Origin of the sequence: Bacillus cereus group sp. N11 (genome assembly GCF_016483605.1) — a bacterium.
In the GTDB taxonomy this organism is placed as follows: Bacteria; Bacillota; Bacilli; order Bacillales; family Bacillaceae_G; genus Bacillus_A; species Bacillus_A toyonensis.
Genome location: NZ_JAEHBN010000014.1, coordinates 90,904 through 104,957, shown reverse-complemented (window position 1 = coordinate 104,957; position 14,054 = coordinate 90,904). Strand labels below are relative to the sequence as shown.

Sequence of the window (14,054 nt, the reverse complement as noted above, 5' to 3'; positions counted from 1 at the left end):
ACGTCATGTCAACAAGAATTTTCACAAAACAAGAAACTTCAGAATTTTAAGCACCTACTGACATCGGTTTACATATATGAAACATCGATTCAACTAATAGCATCGTTCGATATGTTCCCGAATATTGCACACGTCCATCGTTCATTAACGTTTGCAATCTTACATTTCCGTTCACTAATTGTTTTACATCCTCTTCATCTAAGCACACAATTTGTTCCGTTCCTCTTGCCTCTTGTGACAATTCTATATAATCTCTTGAAATTTGTAATGAACAACTTTCATCTCCAAAGCGGAAATTAACAGTTTTTTCTCCTTGTCTTAAAAGCGGTTCTAAATGATATTGACCGTTAGCGTAATTTACAAATGATTGAAGCAAAGAATATAATTTCACCCTAAATCACATCCTTCATATCACTTTCTATTACATACCATTTCCCTCTCACTAAAGAGCAATCCTGTTACTTTCGCTCGACAAATACTGTATCCATCCCGCATGTCGACATATTTCCCAAGAAATATGTCGAGGCGGCAAAAACTTTGCCGCCTACTTTAATTCCATATATAAATATTCAACCGAATGAAATGCATATATCTTCTTCATGAGTGTCCCATTTTCAAAAACAAGTAAACAAGGCACACTTTCGATTCCATACTCTTTCGCTAAATGCGGAGCATAATTTAAATCTAACATTCCAATTTTCAACTCTTCAATCGTCATCTCGACAACCGTTAACATCTTCTTTGCTAATTGGCATGTTCCACACATTGGTGTATATACATATAGCACTGTTTTTTCTTCATTCTCTATTAGGGCTGTAGCTTCGGCTCCTGTCCAGTCAATCACTTCTATCATTCCTTACCGTAAATATTCTGTATAAACGTCAATGTCAGCTCCCCATAATACATTTGCTAAATGTGAAGAAGGTGCAGTCGCCACTTCTCGGTACGAGCGATCAATATAAATATGCTCTGCTTGCGGAAATTCTTTTCGAAACTGTTTCCTTAACTTTTCCCCTGCATCATCAGCATCCACTAGCACATATACGTCCTTATCAAAAAACTGATCAATGAGCTCATCCATTTTCGACAAACCAATTGTACCATTTGTACAAACAATTTCTACCGGTTCACGAATAATAGATTCAATCTTTCTTCTGTCTGATTTACCTTCTACAATAATGACTTTTTCTACATAAATCATATGTCATCACCCGATCACCATATACTATACAACCTTTAACTTAGTATATAGTATATTCGTTATTTTCATGTTGTTTCCTGTTTATTTTTGCAAAAGAAAAGCGGAAGCGGCTTGTTTAGATTGTGAGGGGGATGGAGATTCTGACGTAAAGGCGCTTTTTGCCTTGTAGGAAGAAGCGCAGCCACCGAACAATTTAGCCGCTGGAGCTGGACAATTAAGAAAAGCGAAACCGACTGTTTAGCCCTGTTGGCTAAGGTTCTTTCGCACAGAAGACGCTTTTTGTCTTCTCGTGCGGAAGGTTCTTAGGCATGAAGGGCTAGGAGGTGGAGCTGGACAATCAAGAAAAGCGGAACCGGCTTGTTCAGAACAAGAGGGCAATTGGAACTCCTGAACTAGAGGCGCCTTTTGCCTCAAGTGAAGGAGTGAAATGACCGACTGTTCTAGCCGCTGGAGCTAGACAATGAAAAGCGGAAACGGCTCGTTTAGATTGTAAAAAGCATGAAACTTCACTAAATAGATTTCCCATTAATGTACTCTCACATGATAATTGATTCATATATATGTGCTTTTCAACTCATTATGTAGCACAAAATAAAAAGGACAGCACAAAGGCTGTCCTTCAGTTGACTAAAATTAGTCTTGGTTTGTCATTTCTGCATATTTTTCTGCAGTTAATAACTTCTCAACTTGGCTTGCATCAGAAAGTTCAACTTTAACCATCCATGCACCCTCGTATGGAGATTCGTTTACAAGTTCTGGTTGGTCACTTAATTCTTCGTTTACTGCTACAACTTTACCGCTTACAGGTGCGTATAATTCAGAAACTGTTTTAACAGATTCTACGCTTCCGAATGGCTCGTCAGCTTCGATTGTTGCACCTACTTCAGGAAGTTCAACGAATACGATATCGCCTAGCTCACCTTGTGCAAAGTGAGTAATACCGATTACAACTTCATTACCTTCAGTTTTTACCCATTCGTGTTCTTCAGAGTAACGTAAATTATTTGGAATGCTCATGACTGTACCTCCAGTGAATGTATTAATTATGTAAAAATACCTTATTGGTACTTTTTCCACACACTTTCAAACTGCTCTTCGTTAAAACCAAGTGTTACATTCGTTCCATCTGTTACAATTGGACGTTTAATCAACATGCCATCAGATGCTAAAAGCTCATACATTTCGTCCTCGCTTGCATCTTTCAACTTATCTTTTAGACCAAGTTCGCGGTAACGCATTCCACTTGTATTAAAGAATTTTTTTAATGGTAATTCACTTTTTACATGTAAATTACGTAAATCTTCTTTTGACGGTGGATTTTCAACAATATGAATCATCTCATATGCTACATCGTTTGCCTCAAACCATTTCTTTGCCTTTTGACATGTGCCACACTTTGGATATGAATAAAATGTTACTGTCATAAATTCACCTACTTTTTTACTAACCTTTACCTTTATCATATAGAAAACGTTTTATTATTTCAAACGATTATTCGCTAAACTTTTACTTATTTCGTGATAATTTTTAATAATCCTGCAATTTTTCTTATTTTTCCGCCATTTGTTAAGAAAAAATAAATATATATTTTTTGTAGATTCTTCTCTCATCCCTCACCGAACATATATCTTAAACAAACGTCTGATTAACTTCCTATTTTTCTTTGTTAGCTCTTGAGCTGCATCGATTTCTTCCTACCGAACATACATCTTAAACAAACGTTTGATTCATTCCCCTTTTTCTTTGCTATCCCTTGAGCTGCATCGGTTTCTTCCTACCGAACATACATCTTAAACAAACGTTTATTTAACCATTTCAGCCTATGGTCACAAAACCTGAAAATACTTTAAATGACAAAGGCGTACAGATAAAAGGAACTAACGATTTTGACTGTAGTAGTGAGCCCATAAAAAAGTTATTAAACCTATCCTCAATAACGCCAAAGTAACTGCTCCTGAGAATATGAAATTTAAATTACTGACTGAAATATAAAAAGAAGTACCCTTGATTAGAGACAGGGGTACTTCTTTTTATCATGAATCTAAAGGTAAACGTATCCTTTATTAAAGCAGAAATGTATAGTTCTCTACTTTTTCTTAGTTTATTCAAAATCTTTGCGGAACCGCCACTATCTCATTTACATAATTATCGTTAGTTGAAGTTAATTATATTTTTCTACGTACTAAATAAAAAGCTAAGCACCCCATAATAATAGGCGCAACTAAACTAGAAGCATATACACTTGTAATAGTAAAAAGAGAGAGTATACATATATAGATAAGAGCGAGTCCTATAAATACAGGAATTCCAAATCGAAACTTCCTACATTGTTTTATGTTCCTGTATAATACTTCTCCAATTAGGCAAGCTACAAGATCTAATATACTACCAAATATAATGAGAATTATAATGAATCCAAATATGTTAGGTAAATCATTCTCGTAAGAATAACTAGGATTAGAAATATACGGTATTAAGAACCATATGATAATAAAAGCAAGCAAACTTGCAGCATAACTAATTAAAAATTTCCCCAACGTAATCCTCCTCATAAATTTCTAATATTATCTTCATTGTATGACATAATTTCCTATTATTAATAGCAAAACTACCATCCACGAAATTGCTAATTGAATGAAATAAAAAAGACGCATTTAAATTGATGCGTCTTTTGGAGATGTTTCTTTTGTAAAATCATATAAAGCAATTGCGCCTAAAATAACCAATATACTTTCAGGGGCATCTAACAAAATAGTTCTCCAAGTTTCTGATATTACCCATTTAATACCTGCCGCTGATTCAAGATATACTTGAAAATAACTGATTGTAAAATCAATTACAAATAAACATACAAGTAATGTTAGACCAAATCGAATTAATTTCTTGTTTTTAAACATGTAACACCTCTCAAAATTCATTGGATATTTCTGATTTCAATTCGTTATATACAAAAATCCCTATATTTGATTTTAGCATACAAAAAATCCAAATAAATACAATATGCACATTTGCATATTTCATGAATATTGAGGAATTACTGTTAATAAAAAAACCTACTAGTGTAGGACAAAATAGCCTTAGCGATCCCAACAAGTAATCGCATAAATAACGGAATCATTTGAACCACTATATAACCGATTCCTGGATGCGCTTCATTAAAACTTTATAATTAAATCTGCAATAGCTGATATAAAATTATAAATCGGTATCATTATAGCAGGGAATGCATCTCGCATACGTTGTAATGCTTTCGTAAGCTTCTCGATCATATTGTTATATGTGCTTCTGCTTAAAAAATAAGAAGCCTCGTTTACAGGCTCCTTATTCATCGACTCAAATAATCTGCAATTGTTTGAAATACGACGATATACATATTATGAATGCTTTCTTCAGTATTTCCACCATTTGATAAACCAACTGCCCATTGTTGTCCTTCACCACTTCCGATATTTGCAAAGCCTTGCGTATACATAGCATTTACATCTTTTCGTGCACTGTTATACTCTATCCCTTTCGTAATAAAGGTTGAATATGATTTATCTTGCAAACCGATAAAAAACACTGGTTTCTTTAGCGATGAAAATATACTTTTATACTGCTCTGTTGAGGCTTCTTGAAAGTGATCTTTCATTATTAGAAAACCATCCACTTCCTTAGATTTCTTTTCCAGTTCCTCTAACTTCATTTCCTCAAACTTTATATTTCTAAACGTATCTTTCGGTTTTTCTCCAACAACTCCAATTACGAGTGCTCTCCCGTTATATTCTAATTTCTCTCCTTCTTTATCCTTTGCACACCCAGCACTCACTAGGCATATCAATATAAAAAATAAGAAATACGATAAACGCTTCATATAGCACTCTCCCCTTCTTTTCAGTCAAGTGACAAAAACGTAAGGTTAATTCAAGAAAATGTAAGTAAAATCGATAGCCCAATTTACGTTTCTATATTATAATCAATTGAATTTACCTACATTACTAAACATAGGAGATTATCATGAAGAAATTTAAACTTTCATCTTTTCTTCCGTTAAGTTATATACTTCTACTCGTACTCGTAAGTCCCCTTTACGACGTATTAAATAAATCAACTGTTCACGCAGTAGATGTCACAACTGTAGTAGATGATTGGATTCCATTTGTAAAAGCATTTATTATTCCTTATTTACTTTGGTTTCCTTACTTATACGGCGCACTTATTTATTACTGCTTTGCTGATCGAAAGCAATATTACGTTACTTTAAGTAGTGTAATTCTTGGCAAACTTGCTTGTTTTTCTATTTATTATTTTTGGCAGACAACTGTACCACGTCCAACTGTCGTTGGATCAGACGTATTTTCCGAACTAGTCCGCTATATTTATAGTATCGATCAACCGGTAAACTGTTTCCCTAGCATTCACGTTCTTACTACATTTGTTATTATGTTAGCTGCCTTTAAGCGTAGAGAGCAACATGCTTTTGAATATTACATCCTTACTTTCTTCGGTACACTTATCATTTTATCAACACTATTTACGAAGCAACATGCATTTGTAGATGCTGTTTCTGGAATGACGCTCGCGAGTATATTATACTTCGGCGTTCAGCTCTTATTAGCAAAAGAAACAGTACGCATTCCAGTAAAACAAAATCATAAGATGTAACATAACAAAAAAGCAGACTGTGGCTTCTTCAGTCTGCTTTTATCTATTATTAAGGAGATTTTCAAATTAAGATTGCGGTACAGTCATATCACCAGAATGAATACGACCTGCTTTTTTAAGAGCAATGTAAAGTATATAAGAAACAGCTACTGGAATGATGATATAAGTGATTGCCATAGCTGGAAGAACTCCCCATCCTTGACTGGAAATTAAATTAATTGGTGCGATAAGAGAACTTAATCCAAGACCAGCGATTTCTTTCCCTGCTTCTAATTGGAAAATTAATGCCGATACTGGGCCGACTATCGCACTAGCGACGACAGTCGGGACGAGAATCATTGGATTTTTAGTAATGTTTGGCAACTGTACTTTCGGAGTACAAAGCGCCTGAGCTAATATGCCACCTAAATTATTTTCTTTCGCTGAGATTACAGAGAATCCGATAAACTGAGCAACGCATCCTGCTAGAGCTGCACCACCTGCAACGCCATCTAAGCTAAGTGCGATCGCTAATGCAGCTGATGAAGCTGGAGAGATAAGTAATAGCCCCCAAACTACTGCAATGACGATAGAAGCGATAAACGGGCTACCAGCTGAACTATCTTTAATAAATGCTCCAACTGTATTTAAAACAGGAGTAATATTATGAGATAACCAAATCCCAACTAAACCAGAACCTAATATGGCCGCAAATGGAACGAGCATCATATCTAACGCAGTTTTTCCACTTAAACGTTTACCGATATATACAGCTAAAGTTGCTGTTAATAATGCACCGATTGGCTCACCTGTTTTAATGATTAGACCCGCTTCAGTAATTGAAATGGATCCGGCACCAATCGCTCCAGCTACCATCGCTGAAAAGATAACAAGACCGTTTGCACCGAGCATAAAAGCAATGCCGGCACCAATGGCTGGTGCCATAAGTGATTTTGCAACAACTCCGATTGTAATAAGTAATGGAATATCAACAATTCTTCCTATATTTTCGATCAGTAAACCAATTCCGAGGGATACGAAAATACCTTGTGCGATTCCAGCAGATGCTTTAAATACACGAGACATTATATATTCCTTCATTTGTTTCACCTTCTCCTATAAGTTAGTAACCAATTGTTTTCATATAATCACGTAAAATATCGTTTGATTTTGCGAATCGAGATTCTTCGTCCTCTGTTAAGTTTAGTTCTACAACTTCTTTCATACCATCTCTAGTAATAATAGCTGGCACTCCTGTACAAATATCATACTCACCGTACTCCCCATCTAAAATGGCTGATACAGCAATGACACGGTGATCATCGTTAAAGATTGAGCTCGCAATATACGCTAGAGAATTTCCGATTCCGTAATAAGTAGTACCTTTTCGTTTATAAATTTCCCATCCTGCTTTTGCAGTCTTCTCAACAATTTCATCTAAATCTATTTCACCAAATCGTTCTTTTTGCTCCTCTAAAATTTGTAGAATTGGCTTTCCACCAACAGTTACGTGAGACCAAGCAACCATTTGAGAATCACCATGTTCTCCTAATGAATACCCATGAATACTACGAGGATCTACATGTAACATTTCAGATAAAATTGTTCTTAAGCGAGAAGAATCTAGTGATGTACCAGTACCGATCACACGATTTCTAGGTAATCCAGATAATTTCCACACTTCATATGTAATAATATCAACTGGGTTCGATGCAAGTAAGAAAATACCGTCAAATCCACTTTCCATTACGCCGCCAACAACACTTTCCATAATTTTCGCACTCGCTCCTAAAGTATCTAAGCGACTTTGTCCAGGTTTTGGTGCTGGTCCCGCTGTAATAATAACGATGTCCATATCTTTGCAGTCTTCATAGCTTCCTGCATATACTTTTGTTCTTGTATTTGTAAAGTTAATGCAATGTGATAAATCCATCGCTTCCCCAACTGCACGTTCATGATTTATATCAATTAATAATAGCTCTTCGCAAATGCCTTGATTTACAATGGAATATGCACAACTTGATCCAACTAATCCAGTACCGATAATTGCAATTTTTCTTGTATTTCTTTTCATAGCAATCTCTCCTAATTGATCATATAATCTATTTCTTTTGTTCTTTACACTCTTAATTATAGAGATTCCCACGATAGAAACCATGGATACTTTGTGAAATATTGAGCAAAGTTTTTGTCCTTTTTGTGAATTGTTATATTTAATTTTCGTCATATTTGTTACAACTGAAAAAATATTTATTATGTATTTATTGACATATATAAAGTGAAACTTCAATCAACCTTTATCCATTGGGCTTTTACGGGACAAAACAAAAAAACGAGCGACTTCATTCGCTCGTTTTTTTCATCCCATTATTCCGCACTTAATTGGCCTTTTAATTGCTGCACAATCATTGGATTCGCAGGTGCTGCCGGTTTGTAATAACTCTTTTGCTTTGCGTACTCATACATATTACGTTGGCGCATTTCATCTTGATTACGAATTTGAATTAATGTTTGGTGTAACTGTTCATTATCAGACTGAGCAATATAATTTGCATAACTTGTTAAACTTGCATTTAATCCTGCTAAATAATCATTTACCATATCTTTTTCATTCATTTCTCTCTTCCTCCTATCCTAAAAAAGTCATTAATTGTTGCTTCGTATTTCGTGCATCTTGCGCATCCTTTTGTAGCATTTGTTTCAACTCTGGATCTGTACACGTCTGTGCATACTGCTCCAACTTGTTAATAATTGTTGCGTGTCCACCGATTAAATGACGTAAGTTTTCTACTTCAAGCTCTGTTAAATTTTGCATGGAATACTCCTGCCTTTCTTTGTTCATTCGTCATTAGTATTTGGTTCTTTTTGGATTATATACATGCATGAATTAACTTCTCCTACCTATAAACAAAATAAAAGATGCATAGCTAGGCCATCCATCTTTTATGCTAAATATTCGTTCAATTTTATAGAGATACAATCATACTTATACTCACAAGCAAGTTCCATACAATGTGTAAAATAATACTAGGTATAATAGATTGCGTCTTTTTGTATAACATCGCAAACACAATCCCCATAATCGTCGCCGTAATTAGAAGACCTCCATGAAGAATTCCAAAAATGAAGGAAGAAATAATGATACCAACTAAAAAATTATATTTCTTTTCTAAAAATCGATATAAAATACCTCGAAATAGAATTTCTTCTTTAACTGGTGTAATTATAGCAACACTTAACACATATATAATACTTTGTAGACTATTTTGAAGTCCTAAGCTCCCTAATTGTTTCTGTTGTTCTGCTGCACTTTCAAAACTAAACACATGTAACATTAAATATTGTGATAACGCAATAACCATAAAACCAATTAATAGATATAAATATGTCTTCCCATTCTTCAAAACGGATAAATCCCAAATATATTTAATAAAATGAAGAACTGGTTTATAAGCTAATAAAACGATAGCAACAACAGCTGCATCTAATAAAAGGAAATAGTACCCTTCTAAATTATCACGCAACGCTTCCTCACCATAAATCCCAAAAGCTAAACCAAGGAATAACCCTCCTAGAAGTAAGAATCCTAAAATGATTGCTATCATTACAAATAGATTTTTATATGTTATATTATCTATTTTCCTTTCCACACTATACGCTTCTAACACCGTTTTACTCATACTATTCCTCCATTTGTTTTCATTACCTTAACAAAAATCCCTTAATATAAATATAAGGATAATATAACAAAAATTTCAAAAAGAATAATATGCAATTTTACATATTATGAACGCTTTGTATTCTATAGTTTTAGGAATTATATTGTTATATAATAATTATAAAATAAAAATTTCTTACTTCCACATCATGATCCCCACTTCATACTAAACCTTATGAATAAAAGGAGATGTAAACATGGAAACACATGATTTTCTTACTAAGGTGCAAGATAGCTATGACCCTAACCCAAGCCAAGACCCTTTTATATTTATGTTTTTCGGTTTCCTATTAGCGATATACACATACTTAAAACCCACAAAATAATATCATTTAGCAAAAAAGAGCCTCTAAACAATTAAAGGCTCTTTCTAGTTAAATTCCTTTCCGCTTCTTCAATCGCCCGTTGCATTTGCACTAACGGATTTTTAATCATCTTCCCATGCCCTGTCGCTAATATAGACGGCTTATACTCTAGCAATTTCTGAGCGCTTTTTAACGAAACTTCTGCATCCCACGTACCAAACATAGGAAACGGAAAAAGCCACTTCAACTGTCCTGCTACCGCCACTCCTCCTCTCGTTTGAAATGCATCTCCAACAATGAGCGCATCATTTCTCGTGTCTAAAAACGCCATTGATCCTGGTGTATGGCCTGGGGCTGCAATTGCTACAAGTGAACCAATTTGATCTCCCTCTTGAAGAAGGATATCTGGAATCGTCTTTATCCTTTTTGACACACTCACTTTTACTTGCGTGCCTGGTTCTCCGAGTTGCAGTGACAAATCCCCTTCAAGTAAACGAGCATCTCTTTCAGAAATATAGACCGAAACATTCGGCAGTTCTTGTTTTATAGCATCAAGCGCTCCTACATGGTCATCATGTGCATGTGTTATAACGATATTCGTAATCGGTTTTCCTAGTTTTCGAGCCGCTTCTAAAATCTTCTTTGCACAAAATGGCAAAGCTGCATCAATTAACGTTAATCCTGTTTCTTCTTCGACAAAGTAACAGTTAATCGGAAATAGACGCGGTAAAAATGCGATTTGATGAACTGTTCCTACTTTTATTAACTTCATCTCCTATCCCTCCATGAAAAAGAGCTGTTTACAAATACATATGTAAAACAACCCTTTTCAAGAATCCATCAATAAAAAAACCAGCAGCCAAACGGCCACTGGTTCCTTTTCATCTATTAAACTGTATAACGCTCATCTTCTAAAATTTTCGCAGCGATTTCACGTTTCTTCGGAATTACGTTAAGTGGCGTGTGGCGAGTTAATTTACGTAATGATGATAACATCATGCGCAGCATGTCGCCGTTTTCAACTGCGATAAGTGTTTCTTTCGCATCTGCTTCGATTTCGTTGAATGCTTCTTGGCAGAATACTTCAGTGTATAACACTTTTTGTTTATTCTTTTCAAGACCAGTTGTTTTAATTGCTTTTTCTGTACGAAGAACAGCTGATTCCATTGCATAAAGGTTGCTTACGATGTCAGCGATATTCACAAGAATTTCTTGCTCTTTATCTAATGCTTTACCGTATTTTTGAGCCGCTAATCCAGCTACCATTAAGCCGATTTTCTTCGCGTTAGTTACTAAATATTTTTGAAGTGCTAATGGCTCATCGCCTACTTCTTCTGGCATCATCATCATTAACTCTTCTTGTAATTTTTGTGCTTTTTGAAGAAGTGGTAATTCACCTTTCATCGCTTTACGTAAGAACGTACCTGGTACGATTAGGCGGTTAATTTCGTTCGTTCCTTCGAAAATACGGTTAATACGAGAATCGCGGTACATTCTTTCAATCTCGTATTCTGCCATAAATCCGTAACCACCGTGAATTTGAACACCTTCATCTACTGTATAGTCTAATACTTCAGAACCGAATACTTTATTTAAAGAGCACTCGATTGCATATTCAGCGATAGAAGCTGCTACTGCTTTACCGTCTTTCACTTCTTCTTCAGATAATGTGCTCATGCGGCTTTCGAATAAACCTACTGTACGATATACAGAGCTTTCAGCTGCATATGTTTTCGCTGCCATATTCGCAAGTTTCTCTTGAATTAATGGGAAGCGAGCGATTGGTTGTTTGAACTGTTGACGTTGGTTTGCATATTGTGCTGAAATTTCTACTGCACGTTTCGCAGATCCAACTGTACCAACACCTAATTTATAACGACCGATATTTAAAATGTTGAACGCGATAATATGACCTTTACCGATTTCACCAAGTAAGTTCTCTTTTGGTACTAATGCATCTTCTAAAATTAACGTACGAGTTGAAGAACATTTAATACCCATTTTCTTTTCTTCTGGGCTTGTAGATACGCCAGCATATTCTTTCTCTACGATAAATGCTGAGAAGTGCTCTCCATCGATTTTTGCATATACGATAAATACGTCAGCGAATGCAGAGTTTGTAATCCACTGTTTTTCACCATTTAATACGTAATGTGTACCTTCTGCATTTAAACGTGCAGTTGTTTTTGCACCTAATGCGTCAGATCCTGAACCTGGCTCTGTTAATGCGTATGCAGCTAATTTTTCCCCAGTTGCAAGTAATGGTAAATACTTTTTCTTTTGCTCTTCGTTACCGAATAATACGATCGGTAACGATCCAATACCTACGTGAGCACCGTGAGTAATTGCAAAACCACCAGCGCGAGAGAATTTCTCTGCGATTAACGCTGAGCTTACTTTATCAAGACCAATTCCACCGTACTCTTCTGGTACGTCAGCACCTAATAAACCAAGTTCCCCAGCTTCTTTTAAAAGACGAACAGAACGATCAAACTCATGTTGCTCTAAATATTCAAGCTCTGGAAGAACTTCATTTACGATAAAGTCCTCTGTCGTTTTTGCAATCATTTTATGCTCAGATGAAAAATCTTCTGGCGTAAACACTTGATCAATCGTAATCTCATCAACTAAAAAGCTACCGCCTTTAACCGCATTTCCTACTGTTTTTTCCATGAAAATTTCCTCCTTCATATTTTCATGAGCCGCTTCTCTCTTTTTGAAAGAAACTGGCTCTCCCGTTTATTTTTTATAAACCTTTGTTGCTTCCATTCTTTTTTTCATAATCCAGTTCCAGTGGCTAAAACAGTCGGTCGTTTCACCCCTTCCTGTGAGGCAAAAAGCGCCTCTTCGTCAGGGCTTCCAACGCCCTCCTGTTCTGAACAAGCCACTTCCACTTTTTTTATAATCCAGTTCCAGCGGCTAGAATGTTCGGTGGCTTCGCTTCTTCCTGCGAGGCAAAAAGCGCCTCTACGTCTGAAGCTCCATCCCCCTCACATTCTGAACGAGCCGCTTGCACTTTTTTTATAGTAATTCAAACACTCCCGCTGCTCCCATTCCGCCGCCGATACACATTGTTACGATACCGAATTGTTCGTTGCGGCGTTTCATTTCGTGAATAAGAGATAGTGTTAGTTTTGCTCCTGTACAGCCAAGTGGATGTCCAAGTGCAATTGCACCACCGTTTACGTTTACTTTTTCTTCATCTAAACCAAGTTCACGAATAACTTGGATCGATTGAGAAGCGAATGCTTCGTTTAGTTCGAATAAGCCAATATCAGATAGCTCTAAGCCAGCTAGTTTTAACGCTTTTGGAATTGCAGCGATTGGGCCAATTCCCATTACTTCTGGTGGTACGCCAGCTACTGCAAATGAACGGAATTTCGCAAGTGGCTTCATGCCATCGCTCACTGCTTTTTCACGATCCATTAATAGTACAGATGCTGCACCGTCACTCATTTGTGAAGAGTTACCAGCCGTTACAGAACCGCGAACGTTAAATGCTGGACGTAATTTACCTAAAATGTCTAGCGTCGTCTCTGCTCTTACACCTTCGTCTTGTGCGAAAATGATTGTTTCTTCTTGCAATTTATTGTTTGATCCAACCGAGCGTAACGTCACATCTACAGATACTGTTTCATCAGCAAAGTTCCCTGCCGCTAATGCTTTTGCAGCACGTTGATGACTTCTTACTGCAAATGCATCTTGCTCTTCACGAGAAATTCCATATTTCACAGCAACTTGCTCCGCTGTATGTCCCATACCCATATAATATTCTGGAGCCGCTTCTACAAGGCGACTATTTGGACGAACAACGTGTCCCATCATTGGAACTAAACTCATTGATTCCGCTCCGCCTGATAATACAGCTTCAGAGTGACCAAGCATAATACGCTCTGCTCCGTAAGCGATACTTTGTAAACCAGAAGAACAGTAACGGTTAATTGTAATAGCTGGAACATCGTAAGAAAGTCCTGCTAATCCACCGATATTACGAGCCATATTTAAACCTTGCTCTGCTTCTGGCATCGCACAACCGAAAATTAAATCATCGATTGGTCCTTCATAATTCGCACGCTTTAACGTTTCCTTTACTACTAACGCCCCTAGATCGTCAGGACGAACTGTTTTTAATGAACCCCTCTTTGCTTTTCCAATTGGTGTTCTTGCTCCCGCAACAATGACAGCTTCTCTCATGAACGATATCTCC

19 protein-coding genes and 1 pseudogene are annotated in these 14,054 nt (G+C 36.3%); 1 reads left to right on the top strand and 19 read right to left on the bottom strand.

Annotated features, from left to right (window positions below; translation table 11 throughout):
• Window positions 1–46 precede the first annotated feature (46 nt).
• The 11 genes and pseudogenes from JDS98_RS21815 to JDS98_RS21770 form a co-directional block, all read right to left on the bottom strand.
• Window positions 47–391: a hypothetical protein gene (locus JDS98_RS21815; RefSeq protein ID WP_000781225.1), complete on the bottom strand. Its 345-nt coding sequence runs from the start codon at window positions 389–391 to the stop codon at window positions 47–49.
• 153 nt (window positions 392–544) lie between these two features.
• Complete coding sequence (locus tag JDS98_RS21810; protein WP_199634310.1) at window positions 545–853, bottom strand: thioredoxin family protein; 309 nt, start codon at window positions 851–853, stop codon at window positions 545–547.
• A gap of 3 nt (window positions 854–856) precedes the next feature.
• Window positions 857–1,201 (bottom strand): toprim domain-containing protein, encoded by a 345-nt coding sequence (locus JDS98_RS21805; protein WP_000640865.1) that lies wholly within the window; start codon window positions 1,199–1,201, stop codon window positions 857–859.
• A gap of 361 nt (window positions 1,202–1,562) precedes the next feature.
• On the bottom strand, window positions 1,563–1,757 hold the full coding sequence (locus tag JDS98_RS21800; protein WP_180235675.1) for a hypothetical protein: 195 nt from the start codon (window positions 1,755–1,757) through the stop codon (window positions 1,563–1,565).
• Between the two features lie 77 nt (window positions 1,758–1,834).
• Window positions 1,835–2,218, bottom strand: coding sequence for a glycine cleavage system protein GcvH (gene gcvH, locus JDS98_RS21795; protein ID WP_000026896.1), 384 nt, complete (start codon window positions 2,216–2,218; stop codon window positions 1,835–1,837).
• Window positions 2,219–2,259: 41 nt separating this feature from the next.
• Window positions 2,260–2,625, bottom strand: a complete 366-nt coding sequence (locus tag JDS98_RS21790) for an arsenate reductase family protein (protein WP_000218972.1) — start codon at window positions 2,623–2,625, stop codon at window positions 2,260–2,262.
• 741 nt (window positions 2,626–3,366) lie between these two features.
• Complete coding sequence (locus JDS98_RS21785) at window positions 3,367–3,738, bottom strand: hypothetical protein (protein WP_097957492.1); 372 nt, start codon at window positions 3,736–3,738, stop codon at window positions 3,367–3,369.
• 117 nt (window positions 3,739–3,855) lie between these two features.
• Window positions 3,856–4,098 carry a DUF3937 family protein gene (locus tag JDS98_RS21780; RefSeq protein ID WP_141555973.1) on the bottom strand — a complete coding sequence of 81 codons (243 nt, stop codon included), beginning with the start codon at window positions 4,096–4,098 and terminating at the stop codon, window positions 3,856–3,858.
• A gap of 143 nt (window positions 4,099–4,241) precedes the next feature.
• Window positions 4,242–4,343, bottom strand: a pseudogene (locus JDS98_RS30625) (quinol oxidase); the annotation flags it as partial.
• 13 nt (window positions 4,344–4,356) lie between these two features.
• On the bottom strand, window positions 4,357–4,470 hold the full coding sequence (locus JDS98_RS21775; protein ID WP_002060226.1) for a hypothetical protein: 114 nt from the start codon (window positions 4,468–4,470) through the stop codon (window positions 4,357–4,359).
• Window positions 4,471–4,526: 56 nt separating this feature from the next.
• Window positions 4,527–5,054, bottom strand: coding sequence for a hypothetical protein (locus JDS98_RS21770; protein WP_000826881.1), 528 nt, complete (start codon window positions 5,052–5,054; stop codon window positions 4,527–4,529).
• Between the two features lie 143 nt (window positions 5,055–5,197).
• On the opposite strand from JDS98_RS21770, the gene JDS98_RS21765 reads away from it, so the two are divergent.
• Window positions 5,198–5,845, top strand: coding sequence for a phosphatase PAP2 family protein (locus JDS98_RS21765; protein WP_098911481.1), 648 nt, complete (start codon window positions 5,198–5,200; stop codon window positions 5,843–5,845).
• Window positions 5,846–5,911: 66 nt separating this feature from the next.
• Here the strand turns inward: JDS98_RS21765 and JDS98_RS21760 are convergent, their stop codons facing one another.
• From JDS98_RS21760 to JDS98_RS21725, 8 genes are all read right to left on the bottom strand, one after another.
• Window positions 5,912–6,925 (bottom strand): PTS sugar transporter subunit IIC, encoded by a 1,014-nt coding sequence (locus tag JDS98_RS21760; protein ID WP_000666180.1) that lies wholly within the window; start codon window positions 6,923–6,925, stop codon window positions 5,912–5,914.
• 22 nt (window positions 6,926–6,947) lie between these two features.
• Window positions 6,948–7,898, bottom strand: a complete 951-nt coding sequence (locus JDS98_RS21755; RefSeq protein ID WP_000828231.1) for an L-lactate dehydrogenase — start codon at window positions 7,896–7,898, stop codon at window positions 6,948–6,950.
• Between the two features lie 293 nt (window positions 7,899–8,191).
• Window positions 8,192–8,440, bottom strand: coding sequence for a spore coat protein (locus JDS98_RS21750; RefSeq protein ID WP_001002985.1), 249 nt, complete (start codon window positions 8,438–8,440; stop codon window positions 8,192–8,194).
• A gap of 13 nt (window positions 8,441–8,453) precedes the next feature.
• The gene (locus JDS98_RS21745) at window positions 8,454–8,639 is read right to left on the bottom strand and encodes a hypothetical protein (protein ID WP_001180553.1); all 186 of its coding nucleotides are present in this window, start codon (window positions 8,637–8,639) and stop codon (window positions 8,454–8,456) included.
• Between the two features lie 151 nt (window positions 8,640–8,790).
• Window positions 8,791–9,504 carry a CPBP family intramembrane glutamic endopeptidase gene (locus tag JDS98_RS21740; protein ID WP_000048028.1) on the bottom strand — a complete coding sequence of 238 codons (714 nt, stop codon included), beginning with the start codon at window positions 9,502–9,504 and terminating at the stop codon, window positions 8,791–8,793.
• Between the two features lie 395 nt (window positions 9,505–9,899).
• Window positions 9,900–10,619: an MBL fold metallo-hydrolase gene (locus JDS98_RS21735; RefSeq protein ID WP_000767045.1), complete on the bottom strand. Its 720-nt coding sequence runs from the start codon at window positions 10,617–10,619 to the stop codon at window positions 9,900–9,902.
• A gap of 116 nt (window positions 10,620–10,735) precedes the next feature.
• The gene (locus JDS98_RS21730) at window positions 10,736–12,520 is read right to left on the bottom strand and encodes an acyl-CoA dehydrogenase family protein (RefSeq protein ID WP_000416287.1); all 1,785 of its coding nucleotides are present in this window, start codon (window positions 12,518–12,520) and stop codon (window positions 10,736–10,738) included.
• A 348-nt stretch (window positions 12,521–12,868) separates the two neighbouring features.
• A complete protein-coding gene (locus tag JDS98_RS21725) occupies window positions 12,869–14,041 on the bottom strand; it encodes an acetyl-CoA C-acetyltransferase (RefSeq protein WP_001206331.1) in 1,173 nt (390 codons plus the stop codon).
• Window positions 14,042–14,054 lie beyond the last annotated feature (13 nt).

Excerpts from the sequence above, each read along its gene's own strand:
- JDS98_RS21810 (WP_199634310.1), bottom strand. The coding sequence starts at position 853 with ATGATAGAAGTGATTGACTGGACAGGAGCCGAAGCTACAGCCCTAATA.
- JDS98_RS21805 (WP_000640865.1), bottom strand. The coding sequence starts at position 1,201 with ATGATTTATGTAGAAAAAGTCATTATTGTAGAAGGTAAATCAGACAGA.
- JDS98_RS21800 (WP_180235675.1), bottom strand. The coding sequence starts at position 1,757 with ATGAATCAATTATCATGTGAGAGTACATTAATGGGAAATCTATTTAGT.
- gcvH (WP_000026896.1), bottom strand. The coding sequence starts at position 2,218 with ATGAGCATTCCAAATAATTTACGTTACTCTGAAGAACACGAATGGGTA.
- JDS98_RS21790 (WP_000218972.1), bottom strand. The coding sequence starts at position 2,625 with ATGACAGTAACATTTTATTCATATCCAAAGTGTGGCACATGTCAAAAG.
- JDS98_RS21780 (WP_141555973.1), bottom strand. The coding sequence starts at position 4,098 with ATGTTTAAAAACAAGAAATTAATTCGATTTGGTCTAACATTACTTGTA.
- JDS98_RS21775 (WP_002060226.1), bottom strand. The coding sequence starts at position 4,470 with ATGATCGAGAAGCTTACGAAAGCATTACAACGTATGCGAGATGCATTC.
- JDS98_RS21770 (WP_000826881.1), bottom strand. The coding sequence starts at position 5,054 with ATGAAGCGTTTATCGTATTTCTTATTTTTTATATTGATATGCCTAGTG.
- JDS98_RS21765 (WP_098911481.1), top strand. The coding sequence starts at position 5,198 with ATGAAGAAATTTAAACTTTCATCTTTTCTTCCGTTAAGTTATATACTT.
- JDS98_RS21760 (WP_000666180.1), bottom strand. The coding sequence starts at position 6,925 with ATGAAGGAATATATAATGTCTCGTGTATTTAAAGCATCTGCTGGAATC.
- JDS98_RS21755 (WP_000828231.1), bottom strand. The coding sequence starts at position 7,898 with ATGAAAAGAAATACAAGAAAAATTGCAATTATCGGTACTGGATTAGTT.
- JDS98_RS21750 (WP_001002985.1), bottom strand. The coding sequence starts at position 8,440 with ATGAATGAAAAAGATATGGTAAATGATTATTTAGCAGGATTAAATGCA.
- JDS98_RS21745 (WP_001180553.1), bottom strand. The coding sequence starts at position 8,639 with ATGCAAAATTTAACAGAGCTTGAAGTAGAAAACTTACGTCATTTAATC.
- JDS98_RS21740 (WP_000048028.1), bottom strand. The coding sequence starts at position 9,504 with ATGAGTAAAACGGTGTTAGAAGCGTATAGTGTGGAAAGGAAAATAGAT.
- JDS98_RS21735 (WP_000767045.1), bottom strand. The coding sequence starts at position 10,619 with ATGAAGTTAATAAAAGTAGGAACAGTTCATCAAATCGCATTTTTACCG.
- JDS98_RS21730 (WP_000416287.1), bottom strand. The coding sequence starts at position 12,520 with ATGGAAAAAACAGTAGGAAATGCGGTTAAAGGCGGTAGCTTTTTAGTT.
- JDS98_RS21725 (WP_001206331.1), bottom strand. The coding sequence starts at position 14,041 with ATGAGAGAAGCTGTCATTGTTGCGGGAGCAAGAACACCAATTGGAAAA.